This is a genomic window from Chloroflexus sp. (assembly GCF_049970315.1).
Taxonomy (GTDB): Bacteria; Chloroflexota; Chloroflexia; order Chloroflexales; family Chloroflexaceae; genus Chloroflexus.
The window spans coordinates 1-19,678 of the sequence record NZ_JBMFNE010000031.1; the positions used below are offsets into that span (position 1 = coordinate 1).

Consider the following 19,678-nt stretch of genomic DNA (forward strand, 5'->3'; position numbering starts at 1 on the left):
GGGGTCGTACCCAACCCGCTCAGATTCCTCGCTCCGCTCGGAATGACAAAAAGGCGGTATCGCGCGCGGACTGACGCGAAGGTGGTATCGCGCGTGGACTGACGCGAAGGCGGTATCGTGTCACCCGTGACCGTCCTCCATTGTCACCCCGCGCCGCTTCCTCCATTGTCACCCCGAGCGCAGCGAGGGGTCTTACCCAACCCGCTCAGATTCCTCGCTCCGCTCGGAATGACAAAAAGGCGGTATCGCGCGCGGAATGACACGAAGGTGGTATCGCGCGCGGAATGACACGAAGGCGGCATCATGCATTCAGCTCAGCGCCAACCCTCGGCGGTCTCGGTGATAGGGGCATGGCACGATTATCGGGAACCGCCTCGCGGTCGGTACCCCAGCCGTAGCACGGCATTGCGCAATGACCAAGGGCGATGGGTACGATACAGCAAGCGCGGGTACACAACCCGCGCTTCTCGTGAATCGCTCCAGCAAAGACCGGTGGAAACTACTGCTTTAGTGACTATTCATCCGAAACTTTGCTCATATCCAAGGCAAGCGATTGCTGCACTTTGCGTAAACGATTTAGTTGCGCCTCAAGCGCATCCAAGGCGTGAAGATCACCGGCTCGCGCTGCAGCTAAAGCTGTCTTCATCATTGTCTCGATCTCACTAAGTAGTTTTGCACTCTGTTTGCGACGCATTTCGAGATCGGCAGCATAAATCGCCAGTGAAATGTGGCAAGCAACCAACTCCAGTAGATTGAGGTGTGAACTATCGAAGCGACGGCTATGCGTCGTTGTTACCGTCAATGCGCCCAGTAGTCGTGGTCCCCATCGTAGCGGAGCTGCCATTGCACAGCGAGTAGGTGAGTCAAACTCGCGCATCCGCAATGTAAGCCAGCGTTGGTCAGCATCGGTCTCGTCAATGATCAGCGGTTGACCTTCACGCAACACCAATCCGGCAAACCCATGCTCGCGCACCTCGCGGGCACGTTCTGGCGTAGAAACATGACCATTGCTCAGCAGGAGGATTGACGATTCGGGGTTGTCGGGCTGGATGAGAAGAAGTGATGCTCGTTCGCCTCCCACCATAGCCGGCACTTGCGTCGCAAGTTGTAGGCCGAGGTGTAGCGGATCGGCGGTCGCACTCGTCACCAGACGGCCAAACTGGAGCAACTGGTCGAGCGTATCGGCGTGGGCACGTGCTTGATTGAGGTATTGGTCAAGCTGACTTTGGAGCGAAGACTGCTCAAAAACAATGCCGATAATTTGCCCTAATACCGTCAGTAATTCCCGATCATCACTGTCGAACGGTGGTGTGGATCGACTTACCTCAATCCTACCTATGACTCGTCGTCCGATTGTAATCGGGCCGACCAGCTTTGTCGGAGCGTGCGATTGTAAACTGCCCGTACCGGCAGGCACCATTATCTCGACGTTATCGACCTGTAGCCATTCGCTACACAGATCTCGCAGCACCGGTAGTGGATCGGCCTGGCGTACCGTGGTAAAAAACGCTCCTACCGTCATCAGTGCGTTACGCAGACGGGCAGCACGACGTTGAGCAACAACGAGCTGGATGGCGGCATCAGACGCAGTCACATCAACTCCTGATCAGAGACGAGAGAATCGCTACTTTCTCGAATTCCATCATACCATGACGCCGGTTGTCAGAAGATGACAAACCCGGCGTCACAGATTACAGTTCACGCATCGAGCGGTTCAGCCGGACGGCGCTCTTCCATGGTCAAGATACCACCGCGATGGAACACGAGCTGACCATTTTCCACATCAACCTCAATCAGGTCGCCGGCAGTGAAATGACTTCGCAACAACTCGCGTGAGATCGGAGTTTCGATGAGACGCTGGATGGTACGACGCAGCGGTCGAGCACCAAAGACCGGATTATAACCCTCTCTGACGAGATACTCCTTGGCCGCTTGGGTTAGCGTCAGGCTGATCTGCTGTTCACGCAACCGGTTGATCAACTCGCCGAGTTGTAGCTCGACAATCTTGGTCAGGTCTTCCATCGACAGCGGATGGAAGAGGATAATTTCGTCGATCCGATTAAGGAATTCTGGTCGGAAGGTCTGCTTGAGCGCTTCATCAACCTTCTTGCGCGCTTCGCGCAGATCAATAGTTTTCGTAACCTTACCCCCAACGTTAAAGCCGATACCACCACCTTGCAGGTGCTCGGTCCCTGCATTGCTGGTCATAATAATGATCGTATTGCGAAAATCGACCGTGCGCCCCTGACCATCGGTTAAGCGCCCGTCATCGAGCACTTGCAGCAATGCGTTAAAGACATCGCGATGCGCCTTCTCAATTTCATCGAAGAGAATCACCTGGTAAGGTCTGCGACGCACGCTCTCGGTCAACTGGCCGCCCTCATCGTAACCGACGTAGCCGGGCGGCGCACCGATCAAACGACTCACGGTGTGCCGCTCCTGATACTCACTCATATCAACCCGCGTCATCGCCTCTTCGCTATCGAACATAAACTCGGCGAGCGCACGGGCTAACTCGGTTTTACCGACGCCAGTTGGGCCGACGAACAGGAACGAGCCGATTGGGCGACGCGGATCGCGTAAGCCTGAACGTGCGCGCCGGATTGCGTCACTCAATGCGACGATCGCCTCGTGCTGACCGATGACGCGCTCGTGCAGTCGCTCTTCCATATGGATCAGCTTTTCGCGCTCGGTTTCCAGCATCCGGCTGACCGGCACCCCCGTCCAACTGGCGACGATCTGCGCGACATCCTCATCATCGACTACTTCGTCGAGGTCATTCCGGGCCAGCCACTCGTTGCGCTCAGCCTCGAATTGAGTTTGGAGCGCTAGATAGCGCGAGCGGAGTATCGCTGCTCGTTCGTAATCGCGACGAGCACCGGCTTCTTCCTCTTCGGCCTGTAGCCGCTTCAGTTCTTCTTCCTTCGCTTTCAATTCCGGTGGCATCGAGAAAATATCGATCCGCAGTTTGGCACTCGCCTCATCAATCAAGTCGATAGCCTTATCCGGCAGGAAGCGATCGTTGATATAACGGCTCGAAAGCTGTACGGCAGCGCGCAACGCCTCATCGCTAATCGTCAATTGGTGATGTTCCTCATACCGCTTGCGCAGGCCACGCAACATCTCAATGGTTGTCTCCGGGTCAGGTTCCTCAACGAACACCGGAGAGAAGCGTCGTTCAAGTGCCGCATCCTTCTCGATATACTTGCGGTATTCATCAATAGTTGTTGCGCCGATCACCTGAATCTCGCCACGCGACAGTGCCGGCTTGAGCATATTCGAGGCATCGATGCTGCCGGTCGCTGCACCGGCCCCAACAACCGTATGCAATTCATCGATGAAGAGAATAATGCGACCTTTGGCGTTGCGTACCTCGTCCATCACCGCCTTCAGCCGCTCTTCAAACTCGCCGCGGAACTTTGAGCCGGCTACCATGCCGGCTAAATCGAGAGCCAATACCTTGCGATCGCGCAGGGTCGGCGGCACATCGCCACGAGCGATGCGTTGGGCCAATCCCTCGACAATCGCCGTCTTACCGACACCGGTTTCTCCCACCAACACCGGGTTATTCTTGGTACGACGCGACAAAATGCGAATGACCCGTATAATTTCGGCTTCCCGGCCAATGACCGGATCGAGCTTGTCTTGGCGTGCTAGTTCGGTCAGATCGGTACTGTATTTCGTCAGGATTTCGTAGCGGCTCTCGGCCGACGGGTCATCGCTGCGTTGACTGCCACGAATCTCCATCAACACTTGATACATCCGCTCCTGATCGATCTGATAACTCTGTAAAATCCGTGCCGATGGACCGTCGCGCTCGCCCGTCAGTCCGATTAGCAAGTGATCGAGACCAACGTACTGATCACCGAGCCGATTGGCTTCTTCCTCGGCACGTTTGACAAGTCGCTGGGTACGCGGCGTAATATACACTTGACCGCTTATCCCGTGCGTGCTAAGCATTCGGGGGAGCTTTTCCAGCTCACGCTCGATCCGTCGTTCCACCTCTTGTGGATCAACGTTCAGCCGCGTGAGCGCACGACTTGCCAGACCATCGCGCTGGCGGAGCATCGCTAAAAAGAGGTGCTCAACGTCGAGTTGCGAATGCTGATGCTCCTGCATAATTTCTTGCGCTAAATGGAAGGCATGTTGCGCCTTTTCGGTAAATCGCTCCAGTCTCATCGCTTTCCCTCTAGAATGACCGCCTCAGGGCGGGTAAGCAGATCACAACATTGATCTGCTCTGGTAGTATAGCATAGGGTTCGTCCAAAAGGAGACCCGATCTATCAGATTTTTATTATAGAAACGGAGACGATATGGGATGGTTACGACAATGGCGGTACGATCTGGTGGGTATAATCGGGTTAGCCATCCTTGGGATAGTGTGTGCCGGTTTATCCGCGGTGGTGTTACCGGTAGGACGCATTGATGTAGGTACGACCTACGCTTTGCCCTATATCTCAGGCTTTCATGGTCTCGAACGCAACCAACAGTTCTCCTATGCGTTTACGAAAGAACAAGCAACGGTCGCGTTTCCCGGGATTGGCGCCAATTGGACGACGGTCGTCATGCGGGCAAGTGGCTATCGGCCAGATGGCGTACCGCCAGCGGTAGTCACGATAACCGCCGACCGTCCCGTTTCGGTGACAATACAGCTACGCAGTGATGTGGCGCGGTACTACGTGTTGCTACCACCGGGCGATGATCATCTACAGCTTTACTTCACCAGTTCAACGTTCTCAACATCCAGCGATTCCCGCCGCCTAGGATTTGTCATCGATTGGGTGATGGCTTACCAGTTGGTATACGGCTGGCCGTGGCAACAGTCGGTGCATTTGGCACTGATCGGTGTTTTAGGGTACTGGTTGATGCGCCGACTGGCGGTCACACCGATGCCGGCGGTTGTGATCACGACGGTAGCACTCGTTGTGCTGGCCAGCTTGTTAGCTACGTTTCCGCTAGAGTGGGCTATCTTTACACCAATGCTGTGGGGGTTGTTTGTTGGGTTGCATGTGGTGCTGGGACCGTTGCGCGCCTTGACCCGTTTTGCGTTTGTGCGTGGCGGTGAAACGCTGCCACAATGGCATGAAACTTGGCTGTGGCGGATTATCGTGTGCGCAGCCATTATCAAGATCGGTGGTGTGATCTATCCGCAGACTATCGTGTACGATGAGCGCTGGCATGTGCCGCGCACGCAGATGGTGCTCGATGGCCGGTTTATGGAACTGGTTATCCCGAGTCGGGTGACGTTGCTGGGTGATACGGTAGGTTTTGAGGGCGGTCATTTTCCATACTCGCCGTTGTGGTATCTGATTACGGCGCCGTTTGGCCTGATCGGAATCGATCTCGGTCTGGCCTCGAATGTACTAAATACCGCGCTCGATGTTTCACGTAGTTTGTTCATTGCATACGTTGCATTGCGCCTCTTCGGGCAATTCGGAATCGCGGTAGCCGCAGCAGGTTGCTACCATTTGCTGCTCATGCCCTACTTCCTGATCTCGTGGGGGAACTGGCCGACGCAGTTGGGCCTGTGGGGCACGTTGGTGTTGATTGCCGTTGTGTTAGCCTACCACGATGATCCAACAGATCGACGGACGGTGTGGGGCTTGGCAGCAGCCGCAATGCTGGCGATCTTGACATACACGGTAGTAGGGATTATGGCCTTCACTATGATGGGGATATATGCAATTGCCGAACTGATCCGGCGCGAATCGTTGGCAGTTCAACGTGGCCGCTCGGTCATCTTAGGGTTGGTGATTGCCGAAGGGGTAGCGTTTGTGATCTACCATATGTGGTACGTGCCAACCATTGTGACCGAGACGTTGCCGGCGATTACGTCAGCACTCGACCGACGGATTGCCAGGGCAAACCCGTTGCCATTGCCTACTCCGGCAATCGATGCCGCATTTATCATCAATCATCTAACATGGCCGGGTATCTTCTTGATCGTTGGTGGCGCCGTGTTGGCGTGGTTATCGGCTAAACGTGCTCACGCGCTCCTGGTAGCGTGGTGGTCTATTCTCATCCTCTATTCACTGGTCAACTGGACAATCGCTGACATGATATTGAAGCATGTCTTTTTTATGTTGCCGCTTGCCGCCATCTGTATGGCACTGGCACTCAACTGGCTCTGGCAGCAGTCTGTTCCTGGACGCATCGTTGCCGGTCTCTCGTTGGTCTATCTGGCGCTTAGTGTGGCGGCACGCTGGTACCATTTTATTATGGAGAAGCGCCATATCGCTTAAACGTGATGAGCGTTTGCTCACGTAGCCCGATAGTGCCGCTTCCCCCAATGTTATGGTTGCTCGTTGCCCAACCGTTATGATCAGCATAGTACTGTGATCTGATGGGGCTGCGGTGCGGAACCGTCATCGTCAGTGATAGTCATGATACAATGGGAATAGCTTACTATATCGTTCTTACATGCCTATGCAAGGTTCCTTGATTCTAGGGCAAAAACATTGTATGATACGTCAAACGGCAATAGTTTAATCCCCATGAGGACTAGAAAGCTGTTTGCCATGGTGCAACGATTAGCACAGACCGCAAAGATTGGGATTGGTGTATGGTTGGCCGGAGTCACCATTGCGACCTTCTTGATCGTGCCGCAGTACGAAGGGCTTGGTGAGGCTGGTCGGATTGTGATCTTTCATGTACCGACGGCGTGGGTCAGTGTTATTGCCTTTACGGTTTCGGCGATCTTCAGCGGTTTGTATCTCTGGCGGCGACGAGAACGTGACGACCATATTGCCGTCGCTGCGGCCGAAATCGGTTTGTTGTTTACCATCCTCGCCACCGTTACCGGCATGATCTTTTCACAAGTGGCGTGGGGTATTTTCTGGAATTGGGATCCACGTCAGACCTCGATCTTCGTTCTGCTACTCATCTATGCTGCTTTGTTCGCGCTCCGTTCAGCCATTGATGATATGGATCGGCGTCGGCAACTGAGTGCAGTCTATTCACTCTTTGCCTTCGTGACAATGCCTTTTCTCTTTTTTGTTGCACCGCGGATCGCCGATAGTACGTTGCACCCCAACTGTGCCTTTATTCAGGGGAGCAACTGTGATGGTGTAGAGCTTGAAGTGGGGAAAGTTGGGTTGATCGGCGATAACAAAGTCCAGTTGCTCGGTCTTGAGCGACAGGGTAATCTCATTGTTGCCGAGGTGAAGGTGAGTACGCCAGGCTTACAGAGTGAAGCCATCCTTTACCCCAGTCTTGATCTAGTTGACGGCGGTATGGCGGCTCGCCCTGAATTCCCCGGTTCGCGCTTCCAGCTCGGTCTTGAGGAGTATGATGAAGCGCGCGGTACGGTTCGCCTCAATATGGAGGCACCGGGTACGCAGTTGCTCGAGAATCGGCGGACGCTGTACGTCTTCCTTGCAGCCAACCTTGGTTTTACCGCGCTCTTCTTCTGGATGTTACAGGTGCGCTCGTTAGTGCTAAACTTACAGTGGGCTGTCGTACAACGTGGGAGGGCCTAAGATGGATAGTTCATCAATAATCGCAGCCACTGCTGCCGTGCTGTCGATGTGGATCGTCATTTTCATCTATTTGTGGCGGATCGATGCGACGGCGCGGGCGTTGCGCCGTGAACTAGAGCGTAAACGTGAACATCTTGACGCAACGGCCCCGTCGGCAGAAGTGAGTCGTATTCACGAGGTACGTGAGGACGCGCCGGTTGAGCATCGTTAGGAATTGCAAGCCGTTTATGTTATCGTCTTCAGATTAAGGAGATTGGTATGGCTGTTGCGAACCCTCCATTACGTCGAGGTTTGACCATTAAACCACTGCACGTAGTGGGTATCGGTATTATCCTATTGACGGTGGTGTACGGCTTCTTCGGGTTCCAAGATAGTTTTCGTGCATACACTACCAGTGTTGATGAGGCGATGCGCAGTACGCGCAGTGTGCAATTGGCCGGTTTTCTCGGTAGCACAGGCGAGATCGATGAACAAGGCCGCTTCACGTTTATGCTGCAAGATGAAAACGGCAAACTGATCAAAGTCATCTCTGATGACCCGCGACCGGCCAATTTCGAGCAGGCGATTAGCATCGTGGCGATTGGTCGCTACGATCCGATCGAGCAAGCATTTATGGCCGATGATTTGCTCGTTAAGTGTCCATCAAAGTATCAGGAGATGAATCAAGCGAAACCGTAGATAAATGATCGGTCGTTATCCGACGATCGCTGGAAAGAGTTGCTATGTATCTCTTTGGCACGTTTCTGTTAATGGCCAGCCTCGGCATGACCCTGCTGGCGACGATCAGCTATGGATTGGTGATCCGCGGGCAGCGGGTAGCGCTGAGCTACGCGCGCTTCGGTGTCTACGCTGCGCTGGCCGGCGTGCTGATGTCGTGGACGCTGTTGATCACCGTCTTTCTGGCCCGTCGTTTCGATCTCGATTATGTCTATAACTATAGCTCACGCGATCTTGAGTTCTTCTTTACCATTGCCGCCAGTTGGGCTGGGCAGCCTGGTAGTTTCATGATCTGGCTGTTGTGGGGGTCAATTGCCAGTGCGTTGCTGGTGCGCCGCACGAAGCATTTCGAGCCTTACGTACTGGCAATTGTGATGGCGATTCAGGCAGCAATTATCGGTTTTGTGTTGGTCCTTAATCCGTTCCAACCTCTGATCGATCCATCAACCGGTGCAGCACTGACCCCGGCTGATGGACGCGGCCTTAATCCATTGCTGCACAATTTCTGGATGATTATCCATCCACCGGTGCTCTTTGTAGGCTATGCCCTCACAATGATACCCTTCGCGTTTGCCTTGGCTGCTCTGTGGCGTCGTGATTACGATACGTGGGTGCAACGCGCTTTACCGTGGACGCTGGTTGCATGGGCGTTTCTTGGTCTCGCTCTCCTGCTCGGTGGCTACTGGGCCTACGAGACACTGGGTTGGGGTGGTTATTGGGGCTGGGACCCGGTCGAGAATTCGTCACTAGTACCGTGGCTGATTCTTACCGCGCTCATCCACGGTATGCTGATCCAGCGCACCCATGGTGGTCTGCGTAAGACCAATCTGGTGCTCGGTATAGCGACGTATATTACCGTCTTCTACGCTACGTTTATGACCCGCAGTGGGGTCTACGCCAATTTCTCGGTGCATTCGTTCGTGGCTGAGGGCATTTTCGAGGGATTGGTCGGCTTTCAGATTTTCTTGCTGGCAGTGGCCGTCATTTCCCTGCTCATGCGCTGGAACGATATTCCCGCTCGCCCGCTGAGCGATAAGTTCTTCTCGCGCGATAGCTTCTTTGTGTTGGCGATTATCACCTTGGTGATGACGGCATTGGTCGTTGGTATCGGTACTTCAATGCCGGTTATCTCGGCCATTCCTGGCGTTGGTCATACCCTGCAAGAGTGGATGGGCCGCTATTTCGAGATTGATGATGGCACGCTGATGAACCCACAGGCCCAACCGTTTACAGATGGCCGTTTCTCACTGGCGCCAAGCTTTTATCAGCGCACGGTGCCACCCTTGGGTGTGGTTGCAATTATCCTCCTGATTGTCGGACCATTGCTTGGTTGGCGTGACGCTAATCTCAGTCATCTGCTGCGCGCATTGCGTTGGCCGGCAGTGTTGGCTGTTGTTGCGACGATTGTGGCTCTGATCATCAACGTCCGTGATCTGCTCTCGTTGGTATACGTTGCCGGCGGCGCATTTGCATTCGGTACCAACGTCCTGATGGTCGTGCGTACCTTGCGCGGTGGTTGGTTGCGGATCGGGGGTTACCTTGCTCACATCGGCTTTACGGTGATGGCCATCGGTATGGTGGCTTCGTCAGCGTATGCGACACCTGATACGCGCTTGACCCTCGCTCCCGGTGAGTCGGCCCGTCTGTTTGGGTATGAGTTCATCTTCAATGGGTATCAGCTTGACGATCAGCAGCGTGGTGTGCTCGATCTAACGGTGAGCGACGGTGTCAATACCTTCTCGGCCAGGCCCTATCTCTACTTCAACCAGCGGATGGGCGCTACCATGCAGACGCCCTCGATCCATAGCTATTTCTGGCACGATCTGTATATCTCGCCGGCCGGCTATGATCCTGAGCGCGATCCCTCGCGCCCGGTGCTCGGTGTCGACCAAAGTGCCCAGATGGGGCCGTACACGCTCACGTTCCGCGGGTTTAATATTGATCGCGATGCGATGATGCGTGGTGAGGCGAAGGTCGGGGCCAAAGTTGATGTGCTCTATGAAGGACAGACGATCACGGTTGAGCCGCGCGTCGAAGTGGTGACGAACCCCACTACGAACCAAGGCGAGTTGCAATATATACCGGTCACGCTACCCGGCGGTCATACCTTGTATCTGCGTGAGCTTGATCCAACGAACCGGATGGTTTTGCTCGAAGGGAGTGGCCCCGGTCTGGATGATTTACCGGTAGTACCGGCCAAGGCGGTGATTGCGGTGAGCGTGAAGCCGCTGGTGGTGTTGGTATGGACCGGTGTGATTTTGATGGTCGTCGGTGGCGCAATTGCCTTGGTGCGTCGTTATCTCGAAGGGAGCTTGGCCTTGGCCGGTGTACGGGTCCGGCTGCCCAAGGCGTGGCCTGAATTGGTTACGCAACTCGGTTGGCGAAGAATGAGCCATTCGTGAGTTGATAGTGCATCATACGTTACGAGGTTGTTGATAGTTGTTCAACGTTCGTTGTAAAGGTGATAGCGCTGATATAACGTTTGTACTGGTTGGTCTTAAAGAATCTTTGTGGGTATACCTTGTTCGGGCGATAACGCACGGTGGGAAGATAGCAATGCCAGGTTCCTACCTGCGTTTCGCTACTATGACATCCAATCCCACACCCTTCCCAACCAGCCGTATCTTCTTTAATGTTAGTTGTGTCTCTCCGCTAATCACCCGCTGATCGATTTCATACTCGGCCGTATCGAGTCGGTTTGGGTGTGATGGTTGCTCAATGCCCGATCAATATATCATAGTGCTAGATGTTATCGTGGTGAAGTAGAGGATTCCGGTGCGGTCGTGGTTGGTAGTTACGCAAACTACCGGTCGCGACCGTTGTAGTGAAGAGCAATGACCGACTATTACGAAATCCTACAAGTTCATCCCAAGGCTGATGCGGAAGCGATTCGGGCCGCGTATGAACGACTGCGCGAGCGTTACGCTCCCGAACGGTTAGAAGGTGCGGCTGAAGAGTTAGTTGCGCTGGCGCGCCAACGTCGTGATGAAATCGAACGGGCTTACGCCATACTGAGCGATCCACAACGACGTGCCGAATATGATCGGGAGCGACAGGAATCGGCGCACGCGGAACCGAATACGAAACATACCCCCAGTTCGTCAGCACCGATTGTTGATGATGATGAGCTTATCGATTTTCGGCCGCTGCCACCGGCGCGTCGGCAAGAACGGCCACCGGGTTTCAACCCACAACCGTATCTCTCACCTACCCACAAGACATCGCCTGGTCGGGGTCGTGCCGTGCAACGCCAGTTGCCAGTCTGGGTCTTGCCCTCACTGATCGTAGCTGCCGCGACGTTCAGTATTGTGCTCGGTACACTGATCAGTACGGCTGTGGTTGCACCGACGACGTTCACGCAGCCCACACCTACCATTATTCCTCCGACGCCAACCTTGCGTGAGGTGCTCGATCAGTTTGAAGGACAGGTAATCGCCGCACAACAGGTGGTAGGACAAGTGCCGGATAACCCCAACGCATGGGTAAACTTGGGTAATGCGCTGTTTGACAGTGTTGTGTTTGTCCGTGAACAACTCGCTAACGGTGATACGGAAACCCGGCGTATTTATCAGGAGCGCTTGCCGCGTTGGTTAGAAGCGGTAGAAGCTTACCGCAAGGCTCTCGAACTTCAACCGGACAATGAGGTGGTACGGGCTGACATTGCTGCCAGCTTGTGCTACTACGGCCTTGATACCCGTAATCCACAACGGGCCCAGGAGGGGCTTGCTGAAGCTGAGAAAGCGCTTACCGCTGCCCCGCAAGATGCTCGCGTGTTGCTTTCACACGGTATCTGTCTGATCGCCGTTGATCCACCACAAGTCGAACGAGCTATTCAACAGTGGCGGTTGGTATTGTCAATCCCAGGAGTGAATCCGGGCCTGCAATTACAAGCTCAGATTCTGATCAACGAGTATAGTAAGTAAAAGCTAACCGTCCTGGTAAAGGTATGTTACAATGTCAAGTATGACAGGGTATACATATTACAGTTTGCTCGGTGTTAGCCCAACTGCCGATCAGGCAGCAATAGCCGCTGCGTATGAACAGCAGCGACAACGATACGACCCAGCACGTCTGACAGACCTTGACGGTGAGCTGGCGACCATCGCTCGTCAGCGACTCGCCGAACTAGAGCATGCCTACTACGTGCTCAGTGACCCTGAGCGTCGCCGTCAATATGATATTAGTCAAGGACTCACCACCTCAAGCCCACCACCGGCGCGACGCACCCTTAGCCGCAAAGAAGTCATCAGTGCCTTTATCTTTTCCTTCCTGGCAGTAGGGTTGGTCGCTATCGTTTGGCTAATGACCAACCGCGATACAGTAAATACTCCACCGATGGGACAGCTCGACCGCCCAGCTCCCAACTTTACTGCACCGGAGCTACGTGGCGGAACGGTTGAACTGGCACAATATCGGGGTAGAGTAGTATTAATCAATTTTTGGGGTACGTGGTGTGAACCGTGCAAACGCGAATTACCAGCGCTCCAGCAGGCCTACGAACAGTTTTCCGAGCAAGGGTTGATGGTTATCGGCGTTAATCTTACCGATGATGAACAGGTGAACGGCCAAACGATAGAGGATATAGCAGCTTTTCTTGCTCAGTACGGTGTCACCTATCCAATTGCTCTCGATGTTGATGGCGCGATCGCCGAGGCCTATCGGATTTTTCCACTACCAACGAGCTATTTCGTCACTACCGATGGTCAACTCCGCTACGTACACATCGGAGAATTGACATTTGCTGACATTGCTGCTCGCTTTGCTGAGTTGCGACCGGTCGGTGATAAGCAGCCGTAAGTGTGTTGGGGTGAAGCAATGGAACAGCAGTATACCATCTTGGTTGTTGATGACGACAATGGCCTGCAAGAGTTAGTACGGGTACGGCTGGAACAAGAAGGCTATCGCGTGTTACAGACGATCAGTGGTATTGAAGCAATTTCGCTGATCCGTCAACAGCGACCCGATCTGGTCATTCTCGATATCATGCTACCCGATCTTGATGGGCTGACGGTTTGTCAACAGGTGCGTGAATTCGCGTCGACCCCAATTTTGATGCTCACGGCTAAGGCGGCCGCAAGAGATATTATCACCGGTCTCGATCAAGGGGCCGATGATTATCTCACCAAACCGTTCAACTACGATGAATTGCTGGCTCGTATTCGTACCCTTCTCCGTCGCGTGCCATCTGTGAATCGCCCGATCACTGTCGGTAATGGTTTGATCACAATCAACCCACGCCAACGCGAGGTTCGCGTGCGGGGTACAATCATCGATCTTACCCCCACCGAGTATCAACTGCTGATGGTCCTGGCCGAACAAGCTGGGGCAGTAGTAACACACGAGCAGTTACTGCGTGCAGTATGGGGTAATGAGCCGAACCGTGATAACGATTATCTGAAGGTCTATATCTGGCATCTGCGGCGCAAGATCGAACTTGATCCGCGCCAACCGCAACTGTTGCTTACCGAGTGGGGAGTGGGTTATCGCCTCCTTCCCTAATTGACAGAAGCTGATGAGCGTGCTATACTATATAGCGCTGAAAGCGCGGGAGTAACTCAGTTGGTAGAGTGTGTGCTTCCCAAGCACAATGTCGCGGGTTCGAGTCCCGTCTCCCGCTCCAAACGTTTCCCCCGACGAACTAGTCGGGGGATTTTTATGTCGAAACCTATCACAATGGGCTGCGTATTTGCTCGGGGGTAAGAGACCCTGCCGTAATGAACCGGACGATGACGATACCGTGGCACCGTTTCCAGACCCTATGAAATAAGCCGGGGATAGGCTTCCCCGGCGATACTTTCTATCGGAGTATGAGCGAGCAGGTGACCGGCTAATCTAACCCCAGATAGGCTTTCTGCACCATCTCGTTATTACGCAAATTAGTGGCACTATCTTCGAGTACAATCACACCACTCTGCAACACATAACCGCGGTGTGCAATTGAGAGCGCCTGCAAAGCATTTTGCTCAACTAATAACACCGTCGTCCCTTGCTGATTGATTGTTTGAATGATCTCAAAAATCTGCTCGACCAGCACCGGTGCCAAACCCATTGAAGGCTCGTCGAGCAAGAGCACCTGCGGACGGGTCATCAAGGCGCGTCCGATTGCCAACATCTGCTGCTCACCACCGGACAACGTACCACCCTTCTGATTTGTTCGTTCGCGCAAGCGGGGAAACAGGGTTAACACACGATCAAGGTCGGCCTGATACTCTGGGCTGCGGGTGTTATAAAGGAATGCCCCCATTTCGAGATTTTCTAACACGGTGAGTCGCGGAAAAATGCGACGCCCCTCAGGCGACTGAGCAATGCCCAATTTAACAATGTCGTGTGGTGGCAAGGTATCGATTCGCTGCCCCTTGTAGAGAATCTGGCCTTGACGTGGCTTCAGCAACCCAGAGATTGTCCGTAACGTTGTGGTTTTACCGGCACCATTCGAGCCGATCAGGGTAACGATTTCGCCCTTCTCGACCGTCATCGAGATACCCTTTAGGGCGTGAATTTTGCCATAATAGGTGTGAACATTCTGCAATTCAAGCAGGGCCATACAATCCTCAACTATCTACCCTACCTTGTGCTGCCACAGGGCAATTATCCTCTCGTGAACCGGCGCAATACTATCTGCCTAGGCAGCGTGACTTGCGGCACCTTTGCCAAGATACGCTTCGATCACCCTTGGATTGGCACGAATTGCCTGCACATCGCCTTCAGCGATCTTACTCCCGTAATCGAGCACCGAGATCCGCTCCGAGATGGACATCACCAGTCGCATATCATGTTCGATCAGAATCACCGTAATCCCACGTTCATCGCGCAAGCGGCGGATGAGGTGGGTGGCTTCCGTCGTCTCGTGCGGATTCATCCCGGCAGTTGGCTCATCGAGCAAAATAATCTTGGGATCACCGGCCATCGCACGAGCAATCTCTAATCGGCGCTGATCACCATAGGGCAAGTTTTTCGCCAATTCATCGCGCTTATCGGCAATACCGACAAAATTCAGTAACTCTATCGCCTTAGCGCGCGCCTTTGCTTCTTCACGCAACATACTGCGTGAACGGAAGATAATATTCCAGATCGGCGCATCGAGATGAACGTGCATTCCGACAAGCACGTTTTCGAGCACCGTCATATTCCCAAATAGCCGAATGTTCTGGAAGGTGCGGCGCATCCCAAGTGTCGCGATCTGATCGGAGCGCCAGCCGGTAATATCTTGCCCGGCAAAGACAACCCGCCCCTTGTCGGGCTTGTAAATACCGGTTAACACGTTAAAGAAGGTAGTCTTCCCGGCACCGTTAGGGCCGATCACACTCACAATACTACCCGGTTCAACGGTGAAAGTCACGTCATTCACCGCCACCAGACCACCGAAAATCTTGGTAATATTCGTAGCTTCGAGCAGCGCCATAGCTATCTCCCTGTGTCGGTGCCGGCCGGTTGATTTACTGTATCAGTCTCTAGCTCCTCGTCCGTAACCACAACATCGTGCTGTTCTTCTCGTCGTCGTTCGTCAGGCCACAGTCCCTCTGGGCGGAAAATCATCATCAGCACCAACAGTAAGCCGAACAGCAAGCGCTGATACTGCGTCGGATCAAACTGACGTGGGATGGGAGCACCGGCAGCCTGCGCTTCACGTAACACGGTTGCGATCCGAGGCAAGATCTGGAGGTCGAGCATTGTCACAATAATCGCGCCGAGCATTGCACCGGGAATCGATCCCATCCCGCCCAGGATAACCATTGCCAGAATGTTGATCGAACGGAGCAAGTCGAACGTTGGTGGATTGATAAAGAGCTGTTTCGCAGCAAAAACGACACCCATCACACCGGCAAAGGAAGCACCGATAGCAAAGGCAAGGAGCTTCATCCGTACCCGCGGAATGCCCTGCGCCACCGCAGCGATTTCATCTTCGCGGATTGCCTCCCACGCTCGACCAATGCGTGAATATTTGAGGCGGGCTACAACGATAACTGAGAGTAAAACAATGATGAGTACAAGGTAGTAAAAGAAAAGCTGGTAGAGCTGATTATCGTCGGCCTGAATGCCGAGATTACGAATTTGGTCCACAATAATTAACGGTGGCCGCTCGATGGCGCGAATTCCTTGGGAACCGTTCGTTACATTTACCGGACGGTCGAGATTGTTCGCAACCACGCGGATGACTTCACCGAAACCGAGCGTGACAATCGCCAGGTAATCACCACGTAGGCGCAATACCGGCAAACCGAGCAACACACCGGTGATTAGTCCCAGAATGAGACCGATGATGAGGAAGGGGTAGAACATGATCGGATCCACCGGACCCCATGCCGGGTTAATCTCGGTAATTTGGGGGGTACTCATAATCCCCCACGCATAGGCGCCTACGGCAAAGAAGGCCACATAGCCGAGGTCAAGCAGGCCGGCAAAACCGACCACAACATTGAGGCCTAGCGCCAACGCGGTAAAGATACCGGCTTGGGTCGCCACATCGATGTAGAAGGGGTTGAGCAGACCAAAGTACGGGAGCACAACCCCCAACGCAAACACCCCCAAGACGGCTTTAAACCATGTTGCCACCCGCGCACGATAAGTTACCAACATCGAAAGCAGAAACAGAACGAAGACGACATCGGTGCTCAGGGAGGTGCGTGGGTTCGTCAGCAGGAGGATCGAACAGGCCAATACATAGAGTACCAAAAACCCGTATGCAGTCGGCCCACTGCTCAGTGGCGTAGTTACACGCTGCCAGAGACTTTGCGATGATGTACTTGTCGTCATAGCTACACCTTCTGCGTTGTTGCCTCACCGAGCAAACCAGAGGGCCGGAAAATGAGGAGGAGGATCAAGATACTAAAGGCCGCAATATCGGCATAGGCTGCTCCTGAGAAGTTACCGGCAGTAAAGATGGACAGATATGCAGCTACAAACGCCTCGAGGAAGCCAAGCACAATCCCACCGACCATCGCACCGGTAATATTACCGATCCCACCGAGAACTGCGGCAGTAAATGCCTTGAGGCCGGGGATCAGGCCCATATATGGGTTAACGGTACCAATGCGCAACCCAAACAAAGCACCGGCAGCTCCGCCTAGGGCTCCACCGATGAGGAAGGTGAGCGCAATGATCCGGTTGACATCAATTCCCATCAGACTCGCCGTTGGCATATCTTGCGCGGTAGCCCGAATCGCTTTGCCCAATTTGGTGACGTTAACCACATAGTTTAGCACTATCAACATCAATGTCGCAGTGACAATAAAGATCAAATCACGTGGGCTTAAAATGACCGGAACGCTTCGCTCGCCAACTTGCATGGTGAATAGTTGGAGCGGCGGACCGAAATCAGGGGTTTGATAACGGGCATTAAAGCCAAGGGGCGTGTTGGTCATTACCAAACGGGCAAGGTCTTGCAAAATCAGAGACATTCCGATGGCCGAAATCAACGGTACCAGTCGTGGGGCATTACGCAATGGCCGGTAGGCTATCCGTTCGACGGTAACCGCTAGTGTACCACAGAATGCCATAGCCACAAGCACAACAAGCAGGACAAATACTAATGGCGGCATACTTGCCAGAGTGCCGGAACTCACCAAGATAAAACTGACCGTCGCTCCGACCACGCCGCCGATCATGAAGATTTCACCGTGGGCAAAATTAATAAACTCAAGGACGCCATAAACCATCGTGTAGCCAAGGGCGATGGTGGCGAAAAGAAAGCCACGCACGAGCCCGTCAATGATCACTTGCGGGAGAATAATTGTTACCCGCTGCATAATATCGGGCTGGCTTGGCGAAAGGATGAGGGCGAAGACGATGACGAGCAGTGCTAAGCTAGCAGCACTTCCAACAATGAAGGCCAATAATTGACCGACCGGACCTAAAACAACCCCAAGAACTTCACCGAGAGACCGGCGAGCAGTGGTGGGGGAAACCGTTACATCGACAGCCATGCACTCTCCCGAACAGCGTAATGGGCACATGCGTAAGTTGAAGAGTACTTACGCATGTGCCGACAGATAACCGAACTTATTGCGGCGGTGCAATCTCGAGGCGGCTAATCAGTTTGTTCTGATTCCAATCAGCCGCATTGACCTGCCACACGAAGTAGGTAGCAACCGTCGGGTCGCCCTTCGCGTTAAACTTGAACGTACCGGTAATGCCGGGGAAGGGCGGCAAATTGCGGATCGCCTCTAGGACTTGGGCGCGAGTCGGCTTACCACCGGCGGTGATCGCAGCCGACAAGATACCGGCGGCGCAAATGTTGGCTGCATCGTAGGCTTGCGCCGAGAAGGATGGAGCGTTTTCACCGTAAGCCGCCTTGTAATCAGAGGCATACTTCGCTGCCTTGGGGAACTGGCTCACCAGCGCAGCGACCGAGGTGTAGTACATCTTGTCAACGGCATCGCCGGCCAGCTTCACCAACTCTTCGGAGTCAAGGCCGTCGGGACCCATAAACTGAGCGGTGATACCGCGGTCACGGGCTTGGCGGAAGAACGGACCGGCCTGGTCGTAAATCCCACCGAAGAAGATCAGGTCAGGATTGGCGGCCAAGATGGGGGTGAGGATTGCCGAAAAGTCACTCTTCTCTTCGGTACCCTCGAAGCCGAGCACCTGGATACCGTTCGCCTCTGCCGCTTTGCGGAAGAACTCGGCAACACCCTGCCCGTAGGCGGTGGTGTCGTGGATGATGTAGACCGACTTAATCTTCAGCTCTTCGCGGGCGAACTTCTCGGCCACCGAGCCTTGCACATCGTCGCGACCGACGACGCGGAAGGCAACCTCATAGCCACCCTCGGTGATGTTGGGGTTGGTGTTGGCCGGCGAGACCATTGCCAGCCGGGCATTCTTGTAGTCCGGCAGGGCTGCCAGCGCCACACCGGAGTTCAGGTGCCCGACAACGCAGAGGATGTCGGGGTCTGATACGATATTCTTCGCGTTCGCCGACCCAACCTCCGGCTTTGCCTGATCGTCGAACGGTGCCAGCTCAACCCGGAAGCCAAGTTCAGTAAGTGGGCCAGACAGTTGCTTGACTGCCAGCTCGGCGGCATTCTTCATACCGGTACCGAGCGCAGCCTGCCCACCAGACAGTGGGCCTTGCGTAGCAATCTTAATAACTTGTGCCGGTGCTGCCGTGGTTGGTTGTGGCGCAGCAGTCGGTGCCGGGGCCGTGGTGGCCTGTGTAGCCGGCTGAGGGGTTGCTGTCGGCTGGATCTGACCACCACCGCCACAGGCGGCAAGCATGGAGGCCAGCATACCAACCAGCAGGAATAGACTGATCGCACGCTTCATAACCGATTTCTCCTTGTTTTAAATCTGTAATCTGCCTTCGCCACGTGGTGCTGATCACAACGAAACGGGAGCGAGTCGCAGTATGCCGACTTTGCGCACCATTGTGTTGTGAACAGTTAACCACAGTAGATGACAGTAGGCGAATATACGCGATTCGCGTCAGTTTGTCAAGCAGGCTAGCCCCGGCTACAATAACGATGGCAGCGCGTCTTGTTGGTCAA

15 protein-coding genes and 1 tRNA gene are annotated in these 19,678 nt (G+C 54.2%); 9 read left to right on the forward strand and 7 right to left on the reverse strand.

Annotation, left to right across the window (positions count from 1 at the left end):
- Positions 1–514: 514 nt before the first annotated feature.
- A complete protein-coding gene (locus ACP5OT_RS16060; protein WP_424675133.1) occupies positions 515–1,594 on the reverse strand; it encodes a GAF domain-containing protein in 1,080 nt (359 codons plus the stop codon).
- 104 nt (positions 1,595–1,698) lie between these two features.
- Positions 1,699–4,179 carry an ATP-dependent Clp protease ATP-binding subunit gene (locus ACP5OT_RS16065; protein WP_424675134.1) on the reverse strand — a complete coding sequence of 827 codons (2,481 nt, stop codon included), beginning with the start codon at positions 4,177–4,179 and terminating at the stop codon, positions 1,699–1,701.
- Positions 4,180–4,313: 134 nt separating this feature from the next.
- Between ACP5OT_RS16065 and ACP5OT_RS16070 the strand changes: the two genes are divergently transcribed.
- The 9 genes from ACP5OT_RS16070 to ACP5OT_RS16110 all read left to right on the forward strand — a co-directional run bounded on the left by ACP5OT_RS16070 (position 4,314) and on the right by ACP5OT_RS16110 (position 13,815).
- A complete protein-coding gene (locus tag ACP5OT_RS16070; protein ID WP_424675135.1) occupies positions 4,314–6,242 on the forward strand; it encodes a hypothetical protein in 1,929 nt (642 codons plus the stop codon).
- Between the two features lie 276 nt (positions 6,243–6,518).
- A complete protein-coding gene (locus ACP5OT_RS16075) occupies positions 6,519–7,478 on the forward strand; it encodes a cytochrome c biogenesis protein (protein ID WP_424675136.1) in 960 nt (319 codons plus the stop codon).
- Position 7,479: 1 nt separating this feature from the next.
- On the forward strand, positions 7,480–7,689 hold the full coding sequence (locus tag ACP5OT_RS16080; protein ID WP_428111619.1) for a CcmD family protein: 210 nt from the start codon (positions 7,480–7,482) through the stop codon (positions 7,687–7,689).
- A 47-nt stretch (positions 7,690–7,736) separates the two neighbouring features.
- Positions 7,737–8,156, forward strand: coding sequence for a cytochrome c maturation protein CcmE (locus ACP5OT_RS16085; RefSeq protein ID WP_424675138.1), 420 nt, complete (start codon positions 7,737–7,739; stop codon positions 8,154–8,156).
- Between the two features lie 44 nt (positions 8,157–8,200).
- Positions 8,201–10,597: a heme lyase CcmF/NrfE family subunit gene (locus ACP5OT_RS16090; protein ID WP_424675139.1), complete on the forward strand. Its 2,397-nt coding sequence runs from the start codon at positions 8,201–8,203 to the stop codon at positions 10,595–10,597.
- A gap of 432 nt (positions 10,598–11,029) precedes the next feature.
- Entirely contained in the window at positions 11,030–12,118 is a 1,089-nt protein-coding gene (locus ACP5OT_RS16095; RefSeq protein WP_424675140.1) for a J domain-containing protein, read from the forward strand.
- Between the two features lie 31 nt (positions 12,119–12,149).
- A complete protein-coding gene (locus ACP5OT_RS16100; protein WP_428111622.1) occupies positions 12,150–12,992 on the forward strand; it encodes a redoxin domain-containing protein in 843 nt (280 codons plus the stop codon).
- A gap of 18 nt (positions 12,993–13,010) precedes the next feature.
- Positions 13,011–13,694: a response regulator gene (locus ACP5OT_RS16105; RefSeq protein WP_424675142.1), complete on the forward strand. Its 684-nt coding sequence runs from the start codon at positions 13,011–13,013 to the stop codon at positions 13,692–13,694.
- Positions 13,695–13,739: 45 nt separating this feature from the next.
- Positions 13,740–13,815 (forward strand) — tRNA-Gly (locus ACP5OT_RS16110).
- 207 nt (positions 13,816–14,022) lie between these two features.
- On the opposite strand, the gene ACP5OT_RS16115 is transcribed toward ACP5OT_RS16110, so the two are convergent.
- The 5 genes from ACP5OT_RS16115 to ACP5OT_RS16135 all read right to left on the reverse strand — a co-directional run bounded on the left by ACP5OT_RS16115 (position 14,023) and on the right by ACP5OT_RS16135 (position 19,457).
- Positions 14,023–14,739 (reverse strand): ABC transporter ATP-binding protein, encoded by a 717-nt coding sequence (locus ACP5OT_RS16115; protein WP_428111625.1) that lies wholly within the window; start codon positions 14,737–14,739, stop codon positions 14,023–14,025.
- A gap of 78 nt (positions 14,740–14,817) precedes the next feature.
- On the reverse strand, positions 14,818–15,597 hold the full coding sequence (locus tag ACP5OT_RS16120) for an ABC transporter ATP-binding protein (RefSeq protein WP_424675144.1): 780 nt from the start codon (positions 15,595–15,597) through the stop codon (positions 14,818–14,820).
- Positions 15,598–15,599: 2 nt separating this feature from the next.
- Positions 15,600–16,949 (reverse strand): branched-chain amino acid ABC transporter permease, encoded by a 1,350-nt coding sequence (locus tag ACP5OT_RS16125; protein ID WP_424675145.1) that lies wholly within the window; start codon positions 16,947–16,949, stop codon positions 15,600–15,602.
- A 2-nt stretch (positions 16,950–16,951) separates the two neighbouring features.
- Positions 16,952–18,118, reverse strand: coding sequence for a branched-chain amino acid ABC transporter permease (locus tag ACP5OT_RS16130; RefSeq protein WP_424675146.1), 1,167 nt, complete (start codon positions 18,116–18,118; stop codon positions 16,952–16,954).
- Between the two features lie 76 nt (positions 18,119–18,194).
- Positions 18,195–19,457: a branched-chain amino acid ABC transporter substrate-binding protein gene (locus ACP5OT_RS16135; RefSeq protein ID WP_428132719.1), complete on the reverse strand. Its 1,263-nt coding sequence runs from the start codon at positions 19,455–19,457 to the stop codon at positions 18,195–18,197.
- Positions 19,458–19,678 lie beyond the last annotated feature (221 nt).

Bases quoted from the DNA above. Each gene is read 5' to 3' on its own strand.
- ACP5OT_RS16065 (WP_424675134.1), bottom strand. From the start codon at position 4,179: ATGAGACTGGAGCGATTTACCGAAAAGGCGCAACATGCCTTCCATTTA.
- ACP5OT_RS16070 (WP_424675135.1), top strand. From the start codon at position 4,314: ATGGGATGGTTACGACAATGGCGGTACGATCTGGTGGGTATAATCGGG.
- ACP5OT_RS16075 (WP_424675136.1), top strand. From the start codon at position 6,519: ATGGTGCAACGATTAGCACAGACCGCAAAGATTGGGATTGGTGTATGG.
- ACP5OT_RS16080 (WP_428111619.1), top strand. From the start codon at position 7,480: ATGGATAGTTCATCAATAATCGCAGCCACTGCTGCCGTGCTGTCGATG.
- ACP5OT_RS16085 (WP_424675138.1), top strand. From the start codon at position 7,737: ATGGCTGTTGCGAACCCTCCATTACGTCGAGGTTTGACCATTAAACCA.
- ACP5OT_RS16090 (WP_424675139.1), top strand. From the start codon at position 8,201: ATGTATCTCTTTGGCACGTTTCTGTTAATGGCCAGCCTCGGCATGACC.
- ACP5OT_RS16095 (WP_424675140.1), top strand. From the start codon at position 11,030: ATGACCGACTATTACGAAATCCTACAAGTTCATCCCAAGGCTGATGCG.
- ACP5OT_RS16100 (WP_428111622.1), top strand. From the start codon at position 12,150: ATGTCAAGTATGACAGGGTATACATATTACAGTTTGCTCGGTGTTAGC.
- ACP5OT_RS16105 (WP_424675142.1), top strand. From the start codon at position 13,011: ATGGAACAGCAGTATACCATCTTGGTTGTTGATGACGACAATGGCCTG.
- ACP5OT_RS16115 (WP_428111625.1), bottom strand. From the start codon at position 14,739: ATGGCCCTGCTTGAATTGCAGAATGTTCACACCTATTATGGCAAAATT.
- ACP5OT_RS16120 (WP_424675144.1), bottom strand. From the start codon at position 15,597: ATGGCGCTGCTCGAAGCTACGAATATTACCAAGATTTTCGGTGGTCTG.
- ACP5OT_RS16125 (WP_424675145.1), bottom strand. From the start codon at position 16,949: ATGACGACAAGTACATCATCGCAAAGTCTCTGGCAGCGTGTAACTACG.
- ACP5OT_RS16130 (WP_424675146.1), bottom strand. From the start codon at position 18,118: ATGGCTGTCGATGTAACGGTTTCCCCCACCACTGCTCGCCGGTCTCTC.
- ACP5OT_RS16135 (WP_428132719.1), bottom strand. From the start codon at position 19,457: ATGAAGCGTGCGATCAGTCTATTCCTGCTGGTTGGTATGCTGGCCTCC.